A 20,636-nucleotide genomic window follows, 5' to 3' on the forward strand; every position below is an offset into this window, starting at 1 on the left:
CCGCGCCACGCCCGGAGCCCTAGGGGATGTACCTGGCAACTTCCTGGAGATATCGTTGGGCAAACCCGTTCACCCCGGGGGTCACAGCGGGTGGCCGAACAGTGCGAAGGAAGGTCATCGTGGACAATCTTGGTATCGATTTCGTTTCGGAGCTGGTGGGTACCGCCCTGCTGGTGCTCCTCGGCACCGGCGTGGTCGCCAACGTCGCCCTGATCAGGACGAAGGGCTTCAACGGCGGCTTCTTGATGGTCACCATCGGCTGGGGCCTCGCGGTCTTCTCCGGTGTCATCGTCGCCTACGCGTCGGGCGCGCACCTGAATCCCGCGGTGACCCTGGGTCTCGTCGCCAACGGCGCCACGACGTTCGGTGGCCCCAACACGCAGGTCGACGTGAATTTCCTCTCCGTCATCACCTACATCGGGGCCCAGATGCTCGGCGCCATCATCGGTGCCGTGCTGGTCTGGCTGGCCTACAAGCAGCACTTCGACGAGGAGCCGGAGCCCGCGGCCAAGCTCGGCGTGTTCTCGACCGGGCCGGCCATCCGCTCCTACGCGTGGAACCTCGTCACCGAGATCATCGGCACCTTCGTGCTGGTGTTCGTGGTGATCGCGTTCGGCCGGAACGGTGACGGTGGCGGTCTCGCCGCACTCGGCGCCCTGCCGGTGGCGCTGCTCGTGATCGCGATCGGTGCCTCGCTCGGTGGCCCCACGGGCTACGCGATCAACCCGGCCCGTGACCTCGGCCCGCGTATCGCCCATGCCTTGCTCCCCATCAAGGGCAAGGGCACCTCGGACTGGTCCTACTCCTGGGTCCCGGTCGTCGGTCCCATCATCGGCGGCCTCCTGGCCGGCTGGGCCGCCCTGGTCCTCCTGCCCATCCTCACCTGACAGGTCTCACCCCACCCGAAGGGCCGGCCCACGACGACGTGGCCGGCCCTTCGGCGTTCCCCGCGGGGGGCAGCCGCAGGCCGCCCTCGACTACCCATGGAGAGCGCCAAGCACCCTCACGCGCGGGTCGTCGCCGCCACCCACGCGTCGAGCTTCGCCGACGCCGCTCCCGAGTCGATCGCCGCCGCCGCGATGGCCATCTTCTCGGCGAGCCGCTCCACGATCCCCCGGTCGACCTCGGTGGGGTCGGAGACGAGTTCGAACGCGACGAGACCGGCCGCGGCGTTCAGCACGACCATGTCGCGCACGGGGCCCTGCTCGCCGTCCATGACCCGGCGCACGATCTCGGCGTTGTGCGCCGCATCCCCGCCCTTGAGGTCGTCGATGGACGCCCGCGCGATGCCGAGGTCGCGCGGATTGAGGTCGTGCTCCTTCACCGCACCCCGGGAGACCTCCCAGATGTGGCTGTGACCGGTCGTGGTGAGTTCGTCGAGCCCGTCATCGCCGCGGAACACCAGGGCGGTCGCACCGCGGGTCTGGAACACGCCCACGATGAGCGGCACCCGGTCGAGGTGGGCCACACCGACCGCGGAGGCCTCGGCGCGAGCCGGGTTGCACAGCGGGCCGAGGAAGTTGAACACGGTGGGCACCCCGAGCTGGGCGCGCACCGCACCGGCGTTCTTGAACCCCGGGTGGAACTTCGAGGCGAAGGCGAACGAGATGCCGGTCTCCAGGAACACCTCCGCCACGCGTTCGGGTTCGAGGTCGAGGTCGATGCCGAGCGCGCGCAGCACGTCGGAGGAGCCCGAGAGCGAACTCGCTGCCTTGTTGCCGTGCTTGATCACCGGCACGCCGCTCGCCGAGGCCACGATCGAGGCCATGGTCGAGACGTTCACCGTGCCGAAGCTGTCGCCGCCGGTGCCGACGATGTCGAGCGCGAACGGATCGATCGCGAGTGGCAGGGCGTGCTCGAGGATCGCGTCGCGGAAGCCGACGATCTCATCGACCGTCTCGCCCTTCGCCCGCAGTGCCACGAGGAATCCGGCCAGCTGGGCCTCGGACACCTCACCATCCATGACCTTGTTCATGGCCCACGTGGCATCCGAGATGGACAGGTCCTCTCCGGCCAGGAGCTGAGCGATCGTCGCGGGCCAGGATTGCGTGTGCGCCATGTCAGCGATCCTATTGGGCGCGGGCGAGCCGATCCCTGCACGGTGGCTCGGGCATCCGCCGCACACGGCCTTGTATCCCACCCGGGACACGCCGACGACCTCGCCGCCTAGCCCCCCAAATGCAAAATCGGCTGGGGATTTCGGACATAATGGATCTGTGACGAGCAGCTCATTGACCCAGACTCAGAGTGCCCCCATGGTCCAGCGCCCCAACATCGTGGCGGTGGGCACCATCGTGTGGCTCGGCAGCGAGGTCATGTTCTTCGCCGGACTCTTCGCCATCTACTTCACGCTGCGCTCGACGAACCCCGCCGCGTGGGCCGAGCAGGCCAACACGCTGAACGTCCCGTTCGCGCTCGTCAACACGATCATCCTCGTCATCTCGTCGTTCTGGTGCCAGTTCGCGGTGTTCGCCGCCGAGCGCGGGCAGACCAAGCGCACGAGCTGGAAGCCGGTCGACTGGGGCATCACGGAGTGGATGTTCCTGGCCTACGCCTTCGGTGCGATCTTCGTCTCGGGCCAGGTGCTCGAGTACGCCACGCTCGTCTCCGAGGGCATCACGATCGACGGCAGCGCCTACGGCTCGGCCTTCTACCTCACCACCGGCTTCCACGCCCTGCACGTGACGGGCGGCCTCATCGCCATGCTCCTCATGCTCGGCCGCGTGTTCGCGGTGAAGAACTTCGGCCACAAAGAGGCGACCTCGATCATCGTCGTCTCGTACTACTGGCACTTCGTCGACGTGGTCTGGATCGGCCTGTTCCTCGTGATCTACGTGCTGAAGTAGCGCATCCGTCATGGTCAAGAATCGTCGTCCCGAACAGCGTCCCAAGCAGAGAGTAGAGAGAATGCCCCGCACGAGCAGGAAAGCAGGCAGACGCCACCCGCTGGCGACCGTCGTGCTCATTGCTATCGGCCTGGTGGTCACGGGCGGCGGCTATGCCCTGCTGAGCAGCACCACCACCGCGACCGCCGACACGTCCGCCACCAGCCAGGAGACGATCGACGAGGGTCAGAAGCTCTTCGCGGCCAACTGCGCGACCTGCCACGGCATGAGCCTCGAGGGCACGCCCGACGGGCCGAGCCTCATCGGTGTGGGCGCCGCGGCCGTCAACTTCCAGGTCGGAACGGGCCGGATGCCCATGGCCATGCAGGGGCCGCAGGCCATGCAGAAGCCGCCGCAGTTCACCGACGAGCAGACCGCAGCCCTCGCGGCCTACGTCGCCTCCATCTCCCCCGGCCCCGCCATCCCCGACCCGAGCCTCCTGCAGGGCGACGGCGACGCCACGAACGGCGGCGAGCTGTTCCGCATCAACTGCGCCATGTGCCACAACGTGCACGGGGCCGGCGGTGCCCTCACCGAGGGCAAGTTCGCGCCCGAGCTCACCGGCGTGCTGCCGACGCACATCTACGAGGCCATGCTCACCGGCCCGCAGAACATGCCCGTCTTCAACGACGACAACCTGACGCCCGAAGACAAGCGCGACATCATCACCTACCTGAAGTACCTGGAGAACAACCCCTCGCCCGGTGGAGTGGAGCTCGGCTCGCTCGGCCCGGTGGCCGAGGGTCTGTTCGCCTGGATCTTCGGACTCGGCGCGATCATCGGCCTCATGGTCTGGCTCACCGCCAAGTCGAACTAGCCATCCGGTTCCCGTGGACACCGGCACACAGCAGCACACCAGCACAGCTCGAAAGGGACAACAATGGCACATGACGAGGTGAGCGGACCCGAGAGTCCCGCTTCCGATTCGTCGGCCGTCGAGACGAGTCGAGGCACGTCGACCACCACGGTCGTCGCCTCCGACGTCGAGAACCCGGGCGAGCCCGCCCACCGCCAGCGCGTCACCGACACCGACCCCAAGGCCGCGAAGACGGCGCAGCGCTCGGTGTACACGTTGTTCTACCTCTCGATCGCGGGCAGCGTCTTCGCGATCGCCGCGTACATGGCCTTCCCGATCGAGAACGACGACGTCGGCTCGGTGCGCCTGAACACGCTGTTCATCGGCATCGGCGTCGCCCTGGCCCTGTTCGGCATCGGCCTGGGCGCCGTGCACTGGGCCAAGGCCCTGATGTACGACAAGGAAGGCATCGACATCCGCCACCCCGTCGCCGGCACGCCGGAGACTCGGGCCCGCGCCGTCGAGATCTTCCACGAGGCCGACCAGGAGTCGGGCTTCGGCCGTCGTACGCTCATCCGCAACAGCCTCATCGGCGCGCTGATCGCCTTCCCGCTGCCCGGCATCGTGCTCTTCCGCGGTCTGGCACCGCAGAGCGAAGACCCGGCAGAGCTCCTCAGCCACACCATGTGGAAGAAGGGTGCGCGCCTCACGCTCGACCCCTCGGGCATCCCGGTCAAGGCCTCCGACGTCACCATCGGGTCGGTGTTCCACATCATCCCCGAGGGCCTCAACGAGATGCCCGACCGGCTCGAGCAGAAGGCCAAGGCGGCCGTGCTGCTCATGCGCCTGAACCCCGAAGACCTCAACATCAGCCCCGGCCGCGAGAGCTGGTCGTACGACGGCATCGTCGCGTACTCCAAGATCTGCACCCACGTCGGCTGCCCGGTGGCGCTCTACGAGCAGCAGACCCACCACCTCCTGTGCCCCTGCCACCAGTCGACCTTCGACGTGGTGAACGAGTGCCAGGTGATCTTCGGTCCGGCGAAGCGGCCCCTGCCGCAGCTGCCGATCGAGGTCGACTCCGAGGGCTACCTGGTGGCTCAGAGTGACTTCAACGAGCCCGTCGGCCCGAGTTTCTGGGAGCGTTCATGACCAGCACAATCGAAAGAGCGGATGCTCCGGCCGCGGTTGCGACCCCGGCACCCCCCAAGGGCGGCGGCTTCACGGCGGCAGCGGCGAACTACCTCGACGAGCGCACCAGCATCTCGGGTGTCGTCAAGGAGTTCGGCCGCAAGATCTTCCCCGACCACTGGTCGTTCATGCTCGGCGAGGTGGCGCTCTACAGCTTCGTCGTCATCATCCTCTCCGGCACCTTCCTGACCTTCTTCTTCCAGGCCTCGATGGCCGAGGTGACCTACAACGGCTCCTGGGCACCGCTGAAGGGCATGGAGATGTCGGCGGCCATGGATTCGGCGCTGAAGATCTCGTTCGACATCCGCGGCGGCCTGCTGGTGCGCCAGATCCACCACTGGGCGGCGCTGCTGTTCATCGCAGCCATCGGTCTGCACATGCTGCGCATCTACTTCACGGGTGCGTTCCGCAAGCCGCGTGAGCTCAACTGGGTGATCGGCTTCACGCTGTTCGTGCTGGCGATGGCCGAGGGCTTCACCGGCTACTCGCTCCCCGACGACCTGCTCTCGGGCAACGGTCTCCGCATCATCGACGGCCTGATCAAGGGCATCCCGTTCGTCGGCACCTGGATCTCGTTCTTGCTCTTCGGCGGCGAGTTCCCGGGCACCGCGATCGTGGGCCGCTTGTACACCCTGCACATCTTGCTGCTTCCGGCGCTCGTGGTGGCGTTCATCGCGTTGCACCTCGTGTTCGTGGTGGTGCACAAGCACACGCAGTTCGCCGGTGGCGGGCGCACGCAGCAGAACGTGATCGGTTACCCGATCCTCCCGGTGTACGCGGCGAAGGCCGGCGGGTTCTTCTTCCTGGTGTTCGGCGTCATCGCCCTGATGGCCTCGTTCTTCACGATCAACCCGATCTGGAACTACGGCCCGTACGACCCCTCGCCGGTGTCGGCGGGTACGCAGCCCGACTGGTACATCGGGTTCGCGGATGGTGCACTACGCCTGATCCCGCCGGGCTGGGAGTTCGTGTGGCTCGACCACACGTGGTCGTTCAACATCATCGTGCCCGTGCTGGCGCTGCTGGTGCTGCTCGGTCTGGTGGCGATCTACCCGTTCGTCGAGGGCTGGGTCACGGGCGACAAGCGCGAGCACCACATCCTCGACCGTCCGCGCAACGCGCCGACCCGCACGGCCATCGGTGCCGCCGGGGTCACGTTCTACGCCGGCCTGTGGGCGGCGGCGAGTTCGGACATCATCGCGACGCACTTCCAGACCTCGCTCGAGTCGGTGACGCATGTCATCCAGGCCTGGGTCATCCTCGGTCCGTTCCTGGCCTACTTCGTGGCGAAGCGGGTCTGCATCGGTCTGATGAAGAAGGACCGCGAGATCGTGCTGCACGGCTACGAGTCGGGCCGCATCGTGCGCCTGCCCGGTGGCGAGTACATCGAGGTTCACGAGCAGGTCGACGACTACGAGCGCTGGAAGCTCGTCGACTACGAGGTCTACCAGCCGCTCATGCTCCGGCCGAACAGCAAGGGCAAGATCACCGGCTCCATGCGCCTGCGCGCGCGGATGTCGAAGTGGTTCTTCGAGGACCGCATCGCTCCTGCTTCGCGCACCGAGCTCGAGGCCGGCCACGGCCACGGCGGGCACGACGAACTCGAGGCCGGCGGCCACCACTAACCGCCTCCCCTCCCCCACTCAGGGCCCGGCCCGCACCCCGTGCGGCCGGGCCTTCGTCGTCCCGCCCGGCGCGCCCTGAGTAGCAACTGCTCATAACGCTATCTCCCCGCCTGGGCCAAAGCTTTCGTAGGACTATTCCCTCTACAGAAAGCCAGGCCCATGACCCACGCCCGAACCACCTCACGCCGTCGCGCAACGACACTCGCGTCGACGACGCTCGCACTTGCAGCGCTTGGCGCGACCTTCGCAACACCGCTCGCTGCCTCCGCTGCCAGCGGGCCGGGGCTCATGATCTGTCCGCCCGCGATCTCGAAGGTCGGCATGCCGATCTCCTTCGACGTTCTCGATGGTGAGAGCGGAAGCGGTTTCGACGGCAGCATCGCATCGGGTGCACTTCCCGACGGCCTCACCCTGAGCCGCATGGCGCCCGCCACTCCGAAGATCTCGGGTACACCCACCAAGACCGGCAGTTTCACCTTCCAGATGCATCTCGCGAACAACGTGGGCGGTACCGGTGACAAGACCTGCGTGATGGACATCGTGCCGGCCACGTCGATCGTCGAGCGCATCGGCGGCGAAGACCGTTACGAGGTCGCTGCTCACGTCGCCGAACGGATCGCCCCGACGACCACGCCGCTGGTCTATGTCGCGAGTGGGGAGAACTACTCCGACGCGTTGAGTGCATCGGCCATCGCTGCGCAGCACAACGCGCCCTTGGTTCTCGCCAGCTCCACGGGCTTCACGAACTATGTGCACACCGTCGTCAACCTCTTCGGCGCACAAGACGTAGTGCTTGTCGGCGGTGAGAACTCACTGGGCCAGAAACTCGTGGACGAGCTGAAGGCGATGTCGAGCCATCCCAAGATCACGCGCATCGGCGGCGCGGACCGGTTCGAGGTGTCGCGGAACCTCATCAGCGATCCGAAGTTCGGTGCCGCCGCGTCGACTACGCTGTACGTCGCCAGCGGGCTGAAGTTCCCCGACGCCCTGAGCGCGAGCCCGGCCGCCGCGAAGGCCAAGACCGCCGTGCTGCTCGTGAACGGCGAGGCCACCAGCCTCACGACCGAGGAGAAGGCGTTGCTCGCAGCCCGTGGCGTCAAGACCGCCACCGTCTTCGGCGGCGAAGACACCCTCTCAGCAGGGATCGCAGCCGACCTCAAGGCAGCTGCCGGCGCGGTCAACCGCATCGAGGGCGACGACCGGTTCATCGTTTCGGCCAACGTCGTCGCGGCGAACTACACCGCCCCGGCCGACACCGTGTACTTCGCCACCGGCGCCACTTTCGCCGACGCTCTCGCCGGCGGCACACTCGCCGGCGTAGGCAATGCGCCGATCCTCCTCGTGCGCAAGTCGTGCGTCGCCGCCGAAGTCGCCGCGCAGGTGCGACGGCTGGCGCCGAAGCACATCGTGCTCCTCGGCGGCCCGAACAGCCTCGACGCCGCACTCGAGAACCTCCCGCTCTGCAGCTGACCAACCGCACCACGACCGCGAGGGCCGCTCACCGACGAGGTGGGCGGCCATCCGTCTGTCCGGGGCATCCGTCTCGACGCCGCGGGTGCGCACATCAGGACCAACCGGTCGCCGTGCGCATACGCAGGATGCGGGGGCCTGAATACGGGAGATTCTCCTGAATACGACAAGCGGCAGAGGACTGAGGCCGAGGGAGGGCGACGAAAAGGCCCGCACTCACGAGGAGTGCGGGCCTGATCGACGTCGGGCGGAGAACCTAGCGGGCGAAGTAGCCTCGGTAGTACTCGAAGACCCAGCCGATGATCGCCACGAGGAAGATGGCGGCTGCGATGAAGCAGATCCAGTAGCCCACCGCGAGGCCGAGCACCATCAGCGCGCCACCACCGGCGAGGATGATCGGCCACCAGCTCCACGGGCTGTAGAAGCCCATCTCGGGGTCGCCGTCGTCGATGTTGGAGTCGAGCAGATCCTCGGGCAGCTCGGCGCCCTGCGCCTTGTGCACCCGGCCGAGGTAGAAGGCGAGGAACGCCGCCAGGATGGCCGACAGACCGATCGCCACGGTGCCGACCCACTCCACCTGACCCTCGTACCAGATCAGCGACCAGATCGTGTAGGCCGCATCGGCCAGCAGCATGAACCCGAAGAGGATCCAGAAGAGATTGGTGTTGACTCTCATCGGGTCACTTCACCTTGCCTTGCGAGAGATCGTAGGTGGGAGCATCCGGTGCGTCCTTCGCCGGCCCGACACCGACCGGGATGCCGGCCTCGGGGTGGTTGAGGTCGAACGCCGGGGACTCCGAGCGGATGCGCGGGATCGACGTGAAGTTGTGCCGCGGCGGCGGGCACGAGGTGGCCCACTCGAGCGAACGGCCGTAACCCCACGGGTCGTTGACCGTGACCTTCGGCGCCTTGCGGGCTGTGATGTACACGTTCAAGAAGAACGGGATGAGCGAGGCAGCGAGGATGAAGGCACCGATGGTGGACAACTGGTTCATCCAGGTGAAGCCGTCCTCCGGCTGGTAGGTCGCGTAACGACGCGGCATGCCGATGACGCCCAGCCAGTGCTGGATGAGGAACGTGGTGTGGAAGCCGATGAACAGCAACCAGAAGTGCCAGTGACCGAGCCGCTCGTTGAGCATCTTGCCCGTCCACTTCGGCCACCAGAAGTAGAAGCCCGAGAACATCGCGAACACGACGGTGCCGAACACCACGTAGTGGAAGTGCGCCACCACGAAGTAGGTGTCGGAGACGTGGAAGTCGAGCGGCGGCGACGCCAGGATGACGCCCGTGAGGCCACCGAAGGTGAAGGTGATCAAGAAGCCGATCGCCCAGACCATCGGTGTCTCGAAGGTCACCGACCCGCGCCACATCGTGCCGATCCAGTTGAAGATCTTCACACCCGTCGGCACCGCGATGAGCATGGTCATGAGCGCGAAGAACGGCAGCAGCACCGAGCCGGTGACGTACATGTGGTGCGCCCACACCGTGACCGAGAGGGCCGCGATCGAGATCGTCGCGTAGATGAGGGTCTTGTAGCCGAAGATCGGCTTGCGGCTGAACACCGGGAACACCTCGGAGACGATGCCGAAGAACGGCAACGCGATGATGTAGACCTCCGGATGCCCGAAGAACCAGAACAGGTGCTGCCAGAGCAGCACACCGCCGTTCGCGGCGTCGTAGACGTGGGCTCCGAAGACGCGGTCGGCACCGAGCGCGAAGAGCGCGGCGGCCAGCACCGGGAACGCCATCAGCACGAGGATCGACGTGACCAGGATGTTCCAGGTGAAGATCGGCATGCGGAACATGGTCATGCCCGGCGCGCGCAGCGTGATGATCGTGGTGATGAAGTTCACCGCACCGAGGATGGTGCCGAAGCCCGAGAGGCCGAGGCCGAACACCCACATGTTCCCACCGTCGCCGGGTGTGAACGTCGTCGATGACAGGGGCGCGTAGGCGAACCAGCCGAACGAGGCGGCACCCTGCGGGGTGAGGAAGCCCGACACCGCGATGAGCGAGCCGAAGAGGAAGAGCCAGAAGGCGAACGCGTTCAGACGCGGGAACGCGACATCCGGAGCCCCGATCTGCAGCGGCATGATGACGTTGGCGAAGCCCGCGAACAGCGGCGTCGCGAACATGAGCAGCATGATCGTGCCGTGCATCGTGAACAGCTGGTTGTACTGGTCTTTGGTCTGCAGGAGCTCAAGGCCCGGCTCGAACAGCTGGGCGCGGATGACCAGCGCCATCACACCACCGAGGCAGAAGAACAGGAACGACGCGATCAGGTACATGTACCCGATGGTCTTGTGGTCGGTGGAGGTGATCCACTTGATGAAGATGTTGCCCTTGCGGCCAACGGTCTTCGACGGCGTGCCGATGGTCGCCGGGGCCGTGCTGCCGGGCGAAACCGCCACTGTCGCTGTCATGGCTCGCTCCTACTTCTCTTCGTGCGCGGGCGTGCCGATGCCCGGGAGGTTCTGGTTGCGGTTGTACTCCGGGCCCAGCTGGCCTTCCTGGCCGGCGTCTTTCAGAGACTGGATGTAGTCGTCGTACTCCTGCTGCGAGACGACCTTCACGTTGAAGAGCATCATCGAGTGGTACTCGCCGCAGAGCTCGGCGCACTTTCCGCTGAACGTGCCCTCACGCTCCGGCGTGACGTACATGTAGTTCGTCTTGCCCGGCAGCATGTCCTTCTTGTAGAGGAAGTCGATGACCCAGAACGAGTGGATGACGTCGCGCGACTGGAGCTCGATCTCGACCTTCTTGCCGACGGGCAGGTAGAGCACCGGGATCTCGGACTCGACGAGTGAGCCGTTCGCGTCGGCCGGGTTCTCCTGGCCCTGGACGCCGGCCGAGTAGACGTTGTCGTCGACGTAGTTGAAGTCCCACGCCCACTGCTTGCCGAAGACCTGGATCTTCACGTCGGGGTCGTCGTACTTGGCCTCGATGGCGCTCTGATCCCGAGCGGTGAAGGCGAAGAAGCCGAGCACCAGGATGAGCGGGACGATCGTGTAGAAGATCTCGATCGGCATGTTGTAGCGCAGCTGCGCCGGGAGACCGGTCTGCCCGCGGCGGCGCCGGTAGACCACGATCGCCCAGATGGTGAGGCCCCAGGTGAGCACACCGACCACGAGCAGCACGATCCACGACGTGACCCAGAGGCCGATGACGCGGTCGACGTTGTTCGTGGTGCCGGGCTCCGTGGGGAGCCAGCCTTGCAGCTGCTCCTGGGTGCACCCGGCCAAGACAACGGACAGTAGCGCCGCGACTGGAATCGCGACCCATCGGAGACGTCGGTTAGAGCGCACCACAGACCTTTCGGGAAGCTACACCACAGTGTATTTGACCTTTTCCTAGCCTACTGTGTCGATCTCCCCGTCGTTGCCACAGGCACACCGGATGCGCGTGTGCTACGGCACGAAAAAGGGCCGCTCCCGACGGAACGGCCCTGATCCGACGTGCCGACGATCAGTGGAACGAGTCTCCGCAGGCGCAGCTGCCGGAGGCGTTCGGGTTGTCGATCGTGAAGCCCTGCTTCTGGATGGTGTCTTCGAAGTCGATGGTCGCGCCGTCGAGGTAGGGCACGCTCATCTTGTCGACGATCACCTCGACGCCGTCGAAGTCGACCACGCCGTCGCCGTCGAGCATGCGCTCATCGAAGTAGAGCTGGTAGATCAGGCCGGAGCAGCCGCCGGGCTGCACGGCGACGCGCAGGCGCAGGTCGTCGCGGCCTTCCTGCTCGAGCAGGCTCCGCACCTTGTCGCCGGCAGCCGCCGTCAGGCCCACCTTGTGCGCGGGCGCGTCGACCTCGGTGGTCAGGGTTGTGTCGCTCATCTGCACTCCATTCGTTAGGAAGTAGGGAAAAAGTCTAACTCCGCCAACCCCGCCCGCGTCGTCAGCATTCCCAGCCTTTCGCTCTCACCCGTTCAATCGCGCCAGCAGCAGCGCCTCAGCCCCGATGGCGCGCTTGAACACGCCGAGGTGCAGCGACTCGTTCGGGCTGTGCGCCCGGGTGTGCGGGTCTTCCACCCCGGTGACGAGGATCTGCGCCGCCGGGAACACCCGCGCCAGGTCGGCGATGAACGGGATCGAGCCGCCGACGCCCGCCTCCACCGGCTCCGCGCCCCAGGCGTCACGCATGGCGTCCTTCGCCGCTGTCACCGCCCAACCCGACGTGTCGACGAGGAACGGCTCACCCGTGTCGACGTCGCTGATCTCGACGTGGGCGCCGAACGGCGTGTTCGCCCGCACGTGCGCCTCGAGCGCGGCCAGCGCCTCGCTCGCCTGCTGCCCCGGCGCCACCCGCGCGCTGACCCGCACCGAGACGCTCGGGATGAGGGTGTTGGACGCGTTGGCGACCGTGGGTGCGTCGATCCCGGTGACCGTGATCGACGGCCCCGCCCACAACCGCGACAGGATCGGCCCGTGGCCGATCGGCTGCACCCCGTCGAGCAGCCCGGCCTCGGCCCGGAGCGTCTCCTCCGGATAGTCGGGCGCCTCGATCGGCAGCGCCGTGAGCCCGTCGACCGCGACCGCGCCGTCAGCGTCGTGGAAGGTGCTGAGGAGCCGGATGGCGGCCAGCATCGCATCCGGCACCGCGCCGCCGAACATGCCCGAGTGGGAGGCGTGTGCGAGCGTGCTGACGGTGAGCTTGAAGGTGACGTTGCCGCGCAGACTGATGGTGAGCGACGGTGTCTCGGTGTCCCAGTTGTCGGAGTCGGCGACCACGATCACGTCGGCGGCGAGCTTGTCCCGATGGTTGTCGAGGAAGTTCGCGAACGAGCGCGAGCCGAACTCCTCCTCACCCTCGATGAAGACGACGAGGCCCAGCTCGAGGTCGTCGCCGGCCACGGCGGCCAGCGCCCGCACGGCCGCCACGTGCGACACCACGCCGGCCTTGTCGTCAGCAGCACCCCGGCCGTAGAGCCGGTCGCCGCGCACGGTCGGCTCGTAGGGGGGCGAATCCCAATCCGACTCCTGCCCGGGCGGTTGAACGTCGTGGTGCGCGTACAGCAGCACGGTCGGGCGCCCGTTGCGGGCGGCGCGGGTGGCGAGCACCGCGGGCTGGCCGAGCTCGCCCGTCTCGGTCGCGGCGCGGAGCACCTCGACCGACTCGAACACGCCGGTCGCCTCGAACAGTCCGGCGACGGCCTGGGCACTGGCCGCCACGTGCGCCGGATCGAAGGCCGCCCACGAGACCGAGGGGATGCGCACGAGCGCGCTCAGATCGGCGATGCTTCGCGGCAATCCGAGCTCCACGAGCTCGGCGACGGCCGAGTCGAGCCCCTCGGCTGGCGGATTCTGGGTGAACGGGGAGCCTGGTGCGTCGGTCATGCAGGTAATCTTAAGAGACGAACGAACGAGGAAACCGTGGCAAAGAAATCCAGCACCACCGAAGCGCCCGTCGAGGTTCCTGTGGAGGAGCAGACCTCCGGTAAGGGTCACGCGACCCCCACCCGCAAGGAGCGCGAGGCCGCGAACAAGCGCCCGCTGGTGCCCACCGACCGCAAAGAGGCCAGCCGCGACTACAAGCGCCGGCAGCAGGAACTGCGCGACAAGGCGCGGGTCGGCATGGCCAACGGCGACGAGAAGTACCTGCCCGCCCGCGACAAGGGTGTGCAGAAGCGCTACGTGCGCGACTACGTCGACGCCCGCTTCAACCTGGGCGAGTTCCTCATCCCGGTGATGTTCGTCGTCATCCTGCTCACCCTCGTGCCGATGCCCGAGATCCAGGCCGGCGTGATGCTCGGTCTCTACGCGTTCGTGGTCATCGTGGTCGCCGACAGCCTGTTCATGGGCATGCGCCTGATGAAGAAGATGCGCGAGAAGTTCGGCGCCGACAAGGTGGAGCGGGTGCGCTGGTACGCCACCATGCGGGCGCTGCAGTTCCGTCGCCTGCGCCTGCCGAAGCCGCAGGTCAAGCGCGGCCAGTACCCGAGCTGAGCCGGGCCGGAAGGCCCGGTCGGCCGCTATTGCTCCGGCTGCCGGGTGCGCCGCAGGCGCGCCAACCCGATGTTGATCGACCGCGCCCACAGCGGCCCGCGGTACAAGAACGCGGTGTACCCCTGCACGAGGGTCGCCCCCGCCGCGAGACGCTGATCGACGTCGTACGCCGTCTCCACTCCCCCGACCGAGATCACGCAGAGTGATTCGGGCACGACCGAGCGGATGATCTTCAGCACCTCGAGCGACCGCGCCACCAACGGCGCTCCCGAGAGCCCCCCGGCGCCGGCGGCCTCGACGACCGCCGCATCCGTCTTCAGTCCCTCGCGCGAGATCGTGGTGTTGGTGGCGATGATGCCGTCGAGGCCGAGCGAGGTCGCGAGCCGCGAGATCGCGACCACCTCCTCGTCGGTGAGGTCGGGGGCGATCTTCACCAGCAGCGGGGTCGCCCCCGCCTCCCCCTTCACCGCCTCGAGCAAGGGGGCCAGCTTCTCGAGCTCTTGCAGTCCGCGCAGCCCGGGGGTGTTCGGTGAGCTGACGTTCACCACGAGATAGTCGGCCATCGGGGCGAGGGCGCGAGCGCTCTGCCGGTAGTCGTCGATGGCGTCATCGACCTCGACCACCCGGCTCTTGCCGATGTTCACCCCGATGACCGGCCGCGGATGCGTGAGCGACCGCACCCGGGCGAGCCGCAGCGAGGCCGCCGCGGCGCCCGCGTTGTTGAAGCCCATGCGGTTGATGACCGCGCGGTCGGGAATGAGGCGGAACAGTCGCGGTCGTGGGTTACCGGGCTGCGGGCGCGCGGTGATCGTGCCCACCTCGACGTGCCCGAAGCCGAGTGCGCCGAGCCCGCGCACCGCCTTTCCGTCTTTGTCGAATCCGGCCGCGACACCGAACGGCGTCGGGAAGCGCAGCCCGAGCGCGTGCACCGAGAGATCGACGGGACTCTTCGTGAACCGGGCGAGCACGCCGTCGAGCCGCAGCGCCGGGATGGCCCGGATGACGTCGAAGGCCAGGTGGTGCGCCCGCTCCGGATCCATCTTCGACAACACGTGCCGGAAGAGCAGTTCGTACATCCGGTTCTACTCGGTTGAGCCGGCTGCGCCGGGCGACGCGGCCCTCGCCTGTCCGTCCGCGGCCTGGTCGTGCTCCACCCGCAGCAGCGTGATCGCCGCCTCGAAGTCGTCGAGCGAGTCGAAGCCCTGGTAGACGCTCGCGAACCGGAGGTACGCCACCTCGTCGAGTTCGCGCAGTGGCTGCAGGATGGCCAGACCGATGTCGTTCGCTTCGATCTGCGCCGCGCCGGAGAGCCGCACCGTCTCCTCCACCCGCTGGGCGAGCACCGCGAGGTCGCTGTCGGTGACCGGCCGGCCCTGACAGGCCTTCCGCACGCCCGACACGATCTTCTCGCGGCTGAACGGCTCGACCACACCGGAGCGCTTGATGACGCTGAGCGACGCCGTCTCGGTGGTGCTGAAGCGCCGGCCGCAATCGGGGCACTGACGGCGCCGGCGGATGGCGAGGCCGTCGTCGGTGGTGCGCGAGTCGACGACCCTCGAGTCGGGGTAGCGGCAGTAGGGGCAGAACATGGCCCTCCAATCGTACAGGCCGGGCGTTAGCATGAAGTCGATGGAACACGACGAGCTCGACGCCCAGCAGCAACCGGTGCTCACCGACGCCCAGTGGGAACGCATGTGCGCGTTCGGCACGGATGAGCGCTTCGGCGTGGGCGACTACCTCTTCCGCTCCGGCGATCGCGACTACGACCTCATCCTGGTCGAGTCGGGTCAGGTCGAGGTCGTGCGCGACTCGCTCGGCTGGGTCGATGAGACGGTCATCGCCCGGATGGGACCCAGATCGTTCGTGGGTGAGCTGGGCCTCCTCAACGGCCAGGGCGCCTTCCTCTCCGCCCGCGGGAGCGAGGCGGGGCGCATCCTCCGGGTGTCGCGCCCTGAGCTCCGGCGGCTGATGGCCGACGACGACGAGCTCGGCGACCTGGTGCTGCACGCCCTGTGGGCGCGGCGCGAGAGCCTGCGCGCCGGACCGGCCGCGCTCACGCTGAAGTTCGTGGGCGTCGGGTCGGACCGCGACTTCCGAGCGCTCCGGCGTTTCGCCGAGCGGCTCGACCTCGTGCACGTGGCCGCCGAGCTCCCGCCCGGCGAGCTCGGGGCGCTCACCGGCCACGACATCACCGCCGACCAGCTGCCGGTGGCCTTCATCCAGGGCGAGCCGATCGTGCGGGCGACGCCCGGCCTGGTGTCAGAGCGCCTTGGGCTCAGTTACCACGCACAGGACGACGAGGTCGCCGATCTGGTGGTGGTCGGCGGAGGGCCGGCGGGCCTTGCCGCGGCCATCTACGGCGCATCCGAGGGGCTGGACACGGTGCTCGTCGACGCGATCGCGCCGGGCGGCCAGGCGGCGGCGACCTCGCGCATCGAGAACTTCCTCGGCTTCCCCTTCGGAGTCAGCGGCCGCGACCTGATCGGGCAGGCCTGCCTCCAGGCCCTCAAGTTCGGCGTGCGCGTCTACGCTCCGTGCGAGGCGCAGAGCCTGTCAAGCGCGGGCGACCTCCTCGAGGTGACCCTGGTCGACGGCGCGGTCATCCACGCGCGCTCGGCGATCGTCACCGCCGGCGCCGCGTACCGCACACTCGATCTCGACCGTTGGGCCGAGTTCGAGCGCGCGGGCAGCATCTTCTACGCCGCGACGCAGCTCGAGCTCAAGCAGGTGAGCGGCTCCCCCGTCGTCGTGGTCGGCGGCGCCAACTCGGCCGGCCAGGCCGCGCTGTACCTGGCGGCGAACGGATGCCCGGTGCGGCTCGTCGTGCGCGGCTCCGACCTCGGCAGCCGCATGTCGGCCTACCTCGTCGACCGGTTGCTGGAGGATCCGCGCATCGAGGTGCACACGGGGTCCCGCGTGGTGGGCCTCGACGGCGGCGACACGCTCGAGCGGGTGCGCATCGACAGCGCGGGTGACGTCGACGCGCGCGGACTGTTCTGCTTCATCGGCGCCGACCCGGCGACCGGCTGGCTGACCGGGCTCGACTGCGACGCCGACGGCTTCGTGCGCACCGGAACCGACCTGGCCGCGCAGGCTCTCGCCTGGCAGAACCTCGGCCGCGAACCGCTGCCGTTCGAAACCTCGGTTCCGCGCGTCTTCGCCGCGGGCGACGTGCGCCGCGGCTCGATGAAGCGCGTGGCCGCCGCGGTCGGCGAGGGCTCGAGCGCGGTGGCGTCGGTGCACCGCGCGCTGGCCGGCTAGCTGACGAAGCGAGCCGTGACGGCCTCGCCGTGGGCCGGGAGGTTCTCGGCGGTGGAGAGGGCCACGATGCGGGAGGCCACTGCTTCGAGGGCCGCCCGGTCGTAGCGGATGACCTGCTGGGGCCGCAGGAAGGTGTACGCGCCGAGGCCGGAGGAGAACCGGGACTGGCCCCCCGTCGGGAGCACGTGGTTCGACCCGGCGAGGTAGTCGCCGAGGCTGACCGGCGAGTAGGCGCCGACGAAGATGGCGCCCGCGTTGTGGATGAGGGCCAGGGTCGCATCCGGATCGGCCGTCTGGATCTCGAGGTGCTCGGGGCCGTAGACATTGCTGACCGCCGCCGCATCGGCGAGGGAGTCGACCAGCACGATCGCCGACTGCGGGCCGTCGAGCGCCACCGCGACCCGCGTCGCGTGCTTCGTGTCGGCGGCGACGCGCTCGAGCACGGTGCGCACGGCTTCGGCCAGCTCCGGCGAGTCCGTGACCAGCACGGCGGCGGCCAGCTCGTCGTGCTCGGCCTGGCTCACCAGGTCGGCCGCCACGAACGCCGGGTCGGCGCTGCCGTCGGCGATGACGAGGATCTCGGTGGGGCCGGCCTCGGAGTCGATGCCCACGACGCCGCGCACCAGCCGCTTCGCCGCCGCGACGAACACGTTGCCCGGACCCGTGATGACCTCCACCGGGTCGAGGCCGATCTCTTCGACACCGTAGGCGAGCGCTCCGATCGCTCCCGCACCGCCGATGGCGTACACCTCGTCGACGCCGAGGAGTCCGGCGGCGCCGAGGATGGTGGGGTGGATGGAGCCGCCGAACTCCTGCTGCGGCGGCGAGACGATCGCGAGCGAGCCGACGCCGGCCAGCTGCGCGGGAACCACGTTCATCACGACGCTCGAGGGGTAGACGGCCTTGCCTCCCGGCACGTACAGTCCCACCCGCTCGACCGGGTGCCACCGCTGCTCCACGACGGCGCCGTCGGCCAGCTGCGTGGTGCGGGCATCCGGGATCTGGGCGGCCGTGGCCTGCCGGACCCGCACGATCGCCTCGTCGAGTGCCGCACGAACCTCCGGCTCGAGAGCGTCGACGGCTGCCGCAATGGCCGCCTGCGGCACACGGACGTGCTCGGGCACCACCCGGTCGAAGCGCTCGGCCTGCTCGCGCAAGGCGACGAGACCGTCTGCCCGGACGGCGGCGATGAGGGCACCGGCGGCCTCGGCGGCCACCGAGACGTCGGTGTCGGCGCGCGGCACGAGGGCGGCGAGTTCGGCGCGGGTGGGGGTCTGGCCGCGGAGGTCGATGGTCTGGATCATGGCGCCTCCAGCCTACCCAGTCGCAGCCTTCGGCTCGGCGAGACCGCGGCCGGCCACCTGAGCCGGTCAGGCGCCGGCCAAGCCGGCGGCGACGAGGGACTCGCCGGCCGCCGCGATCGCCTCGGCGGCGGGCCGGGCCGACCAGCCGAGCACCTGGCGGGCGTGCTCCCCCGAGACCCGGCGGGCGTAGCCGAGGTCGGGCAGCACGGCGGCGAACTCGGGCGAGGACGCGGCATTCGCTCGCACCACCTCGTTCGGCACCGTCTGCGTGGGCACACGGGCGGCGGCGCTCCCGAGCCGCTCACGCAACACCGCTCCGACCTCCGCCATCGGCAGCGCCGGGTCGCCCGCCAGAAGAAAGCGCTGCCCGGCCGCCGCGGGAGTGGCGAGGGCGAGCAGATGCCCACGGGCAACATCCCGCACGTCGACGATCGGGAACCAGAGGTCGAGGAACGCCGGCATACCGCCCGCGAGCATCCGTTGCACGATGCGGTTCGCACCCGAGACCTCGGTGCCCATCACCGGGCCCATCACCGCGACCGGGAGCACCGTGACGAGCTCGAATCCGTCGCCGGCCTCGGCGGCGAACTCCCACGCCGCCCGTTCGGCGAGGGTCTTGCTCTTCCCGTAGGCGTCGACGCCGGGGCCGTCGAGGACGGTCCAGTCCGACTCGGTGAACACGTGCTCGTCGTGCGGATGCCCCCACCCCACCGCGTGGAAGGCCGAGGTGAGCACGACCCGCCGCACCCCGGCGGCGCGCGCCGCCCCCAGCACCCGGAGCGCGCCGTCGCGCGCCGGCACGATCAGCTCCTGCTCGTCCTCGACGTGACCGGGTTGCACCGGCGAGGCCACGTGCAGCACGGCGTCGACGCCGTCGAGTGCAGCCGCCCAGCCCGCGTCGTCGAGCAGGTCGGCCGCGGTGAACTCGAGCTCGACGCGATCGTGCGCGGACGCGGCACCGGCGGCGGCCAGCACGTCGCGCACACCGTGCTCGCGGGCGAGGTTGCGCACGGTGGTGCGAACGCGGTGGCCCGCGGCCAGCAGCTGGACGATGGTGTGACCGGCGATGAAACCGGAGCCGCCGGTGACGAGCACGCGGGTCGAGGCGGGCGGGGTGGGAACGGACGAGAGGGTGGGGGTGGACATGGCGCTCTTCCTGGTTGTGACGGGGATGTCGTGACGCACTGACTCTGCGCCGGCCCACCGCGCCCTGCCAGCGGTCCCGTTGTCGTAGGACTGCCGGACCCAGGACAAACCCCTCCGACGCGAGCAGACTGGGACGATGGAGTCGTCGGAGTTCGGTCGCGCGGTACGCCGCTGGCGCGACCGGGTGCCACCGGGTGCGGTAGGTCTGCCGACCGGGGGCCGGCGTCGCGCATCCGGTCTCCGTCGCGAAGAGCTCGCGTCGCTGGCCGGCATCTCGGCCGACTACCTCACCCGCCTCGAGCAGGGGCGCGCCACCTCTCCGTCGGCGCAGGTGGTCGAGGCGCTCGCTCGCGCGCTCCGACTCGGCGACGCGGAGCGGGAACTGCTGTTCGAGCTCGCCGGGCACGCGGCGCCCGGGCGCGACGTGGTTCCACGGCGCATTCCGCCGAGCGTGCAACGGCTGCTCGACCGCTTCGCGAACACACCCGTCGCCGTGTTCGACGCGACCCTCACCCTGATCGACGCCAACCCGCCGTACGCCGCGCTCATGGGGGTGGACCGCGCGGCACAGGGGCTCGAGCGCAACGCCGTGTGGCGCAACCTCGTCGGCACGGGCACCCGGGTCGTGATGACGGATGCCGAACGCGACGACTTCCACGCCGCCCAGGTCGCGCAGCTGCGCCTCACGGCCGCGCGCTACCCGGCCGACCGTTCGCTCGCGCGATTGGTGCGGGAGCTGCGAGCGGCGAGCGCGCGCTTCGCCGCGCTGTGGGACGACCCGGGGCTCGACCCCGAGCGGGAGCCCGGTCGCGAGAAGGTGGTCGAGCATCCGGCGGTCGGGCGCATCCGGCTCGACTGCGACACGCTCGTGGTCGCGGGCGACGACCTGCGCATCCTGATCTACACCGCGGAGCCCGGCACGCCCGATGCCGACCGGCTCGCCCTCGCGATCGTGCTCGGCACGCAGTCGCTCGTGGAGTGACGGCAGCTCCCCCTAGACTCGTCGAGCGAAGGGGGA

At 68.8% G+C, this 20,636-nt stretch carries 19 protein-coding genes; 9 read left to right on the top strand and 10 right to left on the bottom strand.

From position 1 onward, the window contains the following. The first annotated feature begins 119 nt into the window (after nt 1-119). The gene (locus AC3WLB_RS10165) at nt 120-887 is read left to right on the top strand and encodes an aquaporin (RefSeq protein ID WP_022897718.1); all 768 of its coding nucleotides are present in this window, start codon (nt 120-122) and stop codon (nt 885-887) included. A 116-nt stretch (nt 888-1,003) separates the two neighbouring features. Here AC3WLB_RS10165 and trpD read toward each other — a convergent pair whose 3' ends face one another. After that, the gene (gene trpD / locus AC3WLB_RS10170) at nt 1,004-2,059 is read right to left on the bottom strand and encodes an anthranilate phosphoribosyltransferase (protein ID WP_492505588.1); all 1,056 of its coding nucleotides are present in this window, start codon (nt 2,057-2,059) and stop codon (nt 1,004-1,006) included. A gap of 196 nt (nt 2,060-2,255) precedes the next feature. On the opposite strand from trpD, the gene ctaE reads away from it, so the two are divergent. From ctaE to AC3WLB_RS10195, 5 genes are all read left to right on the top strand, one after another. Beyond that, on the top strand, nt 2,256-2,846 hold the full coding sequence (gene ctaE, locus AC3WLB_RS10175; protein ID WP_492505590.1) for an aa3-type cytochrome oxidase subunit III: 591 nt from the start codon (nt 2,256-2,258) through the stop codon (nt 2,844-2,846). Between the two features lie 61 nt (nt 2,847-2,907). Continuing rightward, nucleotides 2,908-3,702, top strand: a complete 795-nt coding sequence (gene qcrC / locus AC3WLB_RS10180; protein ID WP_022897721.1) for a cytochrome bc1 complex diheme cytochrome c subunit — start codon at nt 2,908-2,910, stop codon at nt 3,700-3,702. A 63-nt stretch (nt 3,703-3,765) separates the two neighbouring features. Beyond that, complete coding sequence (qcrA, locus tag AC3WLB_RS10185; protein ID WP_022897722.1) at nt 3,766-4,833, top strand: cytochrome bc1 complex Rieske iron-sulfur subunit; 1,068 nt, start codon at nt 3,766-3,768, stop codon at nt 4,831-4,833. Then, the gene (qcrB, locus tag AC3WLB_RS10190) at nt 4,830-6,497 is read left to right on the top strand and encodes a cytochrome bc1 complex cytochrome b subunit (protein WP_492505592.1); all 1,668 of its coding nucleotides are present in this window, start codon (nt 4,830-4,832) and stop codon (nt 6,495-6,497) included. Before qcrA ends, qcrB begins: the two co-directional genes overlap by 4 nt. A 159-nt stretch (nt 6,498-6,656) precedes the next feature. After that, complete coding sequence (locus AC3WLB_RS10195) at nt 6,657-7,967, top strand: cell wall-binding repeat-containing protein (RefSeq protein ID WP_492505594.1); 1,311 nt, start codon at nt 6,657-6,659, stop codon at nt 7,965-7,967. A 256-nt stretch (nt 7,968-8,223) separates the two neighbouring features. Here AC3WLB_RS10195 and AC3WLB_RS10200 read toward each other — a convergent pair whose 3' ends face one another. The 5 genes from AC3WLB_RS10200 to AC3WLB_RS10220 form a co-directional block, all read right to left on the bottom strand. Beyond that, entirely contained in the window at nt 8,224-8,643 is a 420-nt protein-coding gene (locus AC3WLB_RS10200) for a cytochrome c oxidase subunit 4 (RefSeq protein ID WP_022897727.1), read from the bottom strand. Nucleotides 8,644-8,647: 4 nt separating this feature from the next. Then, entirely contained in the window at nt 8,648-10,390 is a 1,743-nt protein-coding gene (gene ctaD / locus AC3WLB_RS10205; protein ID WP_031283854.1) for an aa3-type cytochrome oxidase subunit I, read from the bottom strand. 9 nt (nt 10,391-10,399) lie between these two features. Beyond that, entirely contained in the window at nt 10,400-11,272 is an 873-nt protein-coding gene (gene ctaC, locus AC3WLB_RS10210) for an aa3-type cytochrome oxidase subunit II (protein ID WP_031283856.1), read from the bottom strand. A 160-nt stretch (nt 11,273-11,432) separates the two neighbouring features. Further along, on the bottom strand, nt 11,433-11,798 hold the full coding sequence (locus tag AC3WLB_RS10215) for a HesB/IscA family protein (protein ID WP_492505597.1): 366 nt from the start codon (nt 11,796-11,798) through the stop codon (nt 11,433-11,435). Nucleotides 11,799-11,882: 84 nt separating this feature from the next. Next, nucleotides 11,883-13,298, bottom strand: a complete 1,416-nt coding sequence (locus tag AC3WLB_RS10220) for a dipeptidase (protein WP_492505599.1) — start codon at nt 13,296-13,298, stop codon at nt 11,883-11,885. A 36-nt stretch (nt 13,299-13,334) separates the two neighbouring features. Between AC3WLB_RS10220 and AC3WLB_RS10225 the strand changes: the two genes are divergently transcribed. After that, nucleotides 13,335-13,907 carry a DUF3043 domain-containing protein gene (locus tag AC3WLB_RS10225; RefSeq protein ID WP_031283860.1) on the top strand — a complete coding sequence of 191 codons (573 nt, stop codon included), beginning with the start codon at nt 13,335-13,337 and terminating at the stop codon, nt 13,905-13,907. 26 nt (nt 13,908-13,933) lie between these two features. Here AC3WLB_RS10225 and AC3WLB_RS10230 read toward each other — a convergent pair whose 3' ends face one another. Both AC3WLB_RS10230 and nrdR read right to left on the bottom strand, forming a co-directional pair. Further along, on the bottom strand, nt 13,934-14,983 hold the full coding sequence (locus AC3WLB_RS10230; protein ID WP_492505601.1) for a quinone-dependent dihydroorotate dehydrogenase: 1,050 nt from the start codon (nt 14,981-14,983) through the stop codon (nt 13,934-13,936). A 6-nt stretch (nt 14,984-14,989) separates the two neighbouring features. Next, entirely contained in the window at nt 14,990-15,496 is a 507-nt protein-coding gene (gene nrdR / locus AC3WLB_RS10235) for a transcriptional regulator NrdR (RefSeq protein ID WP_022896169.1), read from the bottom strand. A gap of 40 nt (nt 15,497-15,536) precedes the next feature. On the opposite strand from nrdR, the gene AC3WLB_RS10240 reads away from it, so the two are divergent. Next, a complete protein-coding gene (locus AC3WLB_RS10240) occupies nt 15,537-17,168 on the top strand; it encodes an FAD-dependent oxidoreductase (RefSeq protein ID WP_492505603.1) in 1,632 nt (543 codons plus the stop codon). On the opposite strand, the gene hisD is transcribed toward AC3WLB_RS10240, so the two are convergent. Further along, nucleotides 17,165-18,472, bottom strand: a complete 1,308-nt coding sequence (gene hisD / locus AC3WLB_RS10245; protein WP_492505605.1) for a histidinol dehydrogenase — start codon at nt 18,470-18,472, stop codon at nt 17,165-17,167. The genes AC3WLB_RS10240 and hisD overlap by 4 nt on opposite strands. A 66-nt stretch (nt 18,473-18,538) precedes the next feature. Further along, entirely contained in the window at nt 18,539-19,618 is a 1,080-nt protein-coding gene (locus tag AC3WLB_RS10250) for an NAD-dependent epimerase/dehydratase family protein (RefSeq protein WP_492505607.1), read from the bottom strand. A 136-nt stretch (nt 19,619-19,754) separates the two neighbouring features. Here AC3WLB_RS10250 and AC3WLB_RS10255 point away from each other — a divergent pair, with 136 nt between their 5' ends. Next, complete coding sequence (locus AC3WLB_RS10255) at nt 19,755-20,600, top strand: helix-turn-helix transcriptional regulator (protein ID WP_492505609.1); 846 nt, start codon at nt 19,755-19,757, stop codon at nt 20,598-20,600. Nucleotides 20,601-20,636 lie beyond the last annotated feature (36 nt).

The organism is Herbiconiux sp. FW305-C-125 (assembly GCF_058783455.1).

Excerpts from the sequence above, each read along its gene's own strand:
- AC3WLB_RS10230 (WP_492505601.1), bottom strand. The coding sequence starts at position 14,983 with ATGTACGAACTGCTCTTCCGGCACGTGTTGTCGAAGATGGATCCGGAG.
- nrdR (WP_022896169.1), bottom strand. The coding sequence starts at position 15,496 with ATGTTCTGCCCCTACTGCCGCTACCCCGACTCGAGGGTCGTCGACTCG.
- AC3WLB_RS10195 (WP_492505594.1), top strand. The coding sequence starts at position 6,657 with ATGACCCACGCCCGAACCACCTCACGCCGTCGCGCAACGACACTCGCG.
- ctaE (WP_492505590.1), top strand. The coding sequence starts at position 2,256 with ATGGTCCAGCGCCCCAACATCGTGGCGGTGGGCACCATCGTGTGGCTC.
- AC3WLB_RS10215 (WP_492505597.1), bottom strand. The coding sequence starts at position 11,798 with ATGAGCGACACAACCCTGACCACCGAGGTCGACGCGCCCGCGCACAAG.
- AC3WLB_RS10240 (WP_492505603.1), top strand. The coding sequence starts at position 15,537 with ATGGAACACGACGAGCTCGACGCCCAGCAGCAACCGGTGCTCACCGAC.
- AC3WLB_RS10255 (WP_492505609.1), top strand. The coding sequence starts at position 19,755 with ATGGAGTCGTCGGAGTTCGGTCGCGCGGTACGCCGCTGGCGCGACCGG.
- AC3WLB_RS10250 (WP_492505607.1), bottom strand. The coding sequence starts at position 19,618 with ATGTCCACCCCCACCCTCTCGTCCGTTCCCACCCCGCCCGCCTCGACC.
- AC3WLB_RS10220 (WP_492505599.1), bottom strand. The coding sequence starts at position 13,298 with ATGACCGACGCACCAGGCTCCCCGTTCACCCAGAATCCGCCAGCCGAG.
- hisD (WP_492505605.1), bottom strand. The coding sequence starts at position 18,472 with ATGATCCAGACCATCGACCTCCGCGGCCAGACCCCCACCCGCGCCGAA.
- qcrA (WP_022897722.1), top strand. The coding sequence starts at position 3,766 with ATGGCACATGACGAGGTGAGCGGACCCGAGAGTCCCGCTTCCGATTCG.
- qcrB (WP_492505592.1), top strand. The coding sequence starts at position 4,830 with ATGACCAGCACAATCGAAAGAGCGGATGCTCCGGCCGCGGTTGCGACC.
- AC3WLB_RS10200 (WP_022897727.1), bottom strand. The coding sequence starts at position 8,643 with ATGAGAGTCAACACCAATCTCTTCTGGATCCTCTTCGGGTTCATGCTG.
- ctaD (WP_031283854.1), bottom strand. The coding sequence starts at position 10,390 with ATGACAGCGACAGTGGCGGTTTCGCCCGGCAGCACGGCCCCGGCGACC.
- qcrC (WP_022897721.1), top strand. The coding sequence starts at position 2,908 with ATGCCCCGCACGAGCAGGAAAGCAGGCAGACGCCACCCGCTGGCGACC.
- trpD (WP_492505588.1), bottom strand. The coding sequence starts at position 2,059 with ATGGCGCACACGCAATCCTGGCCCGCGACGATCGCTCAGCTCCTGGCC.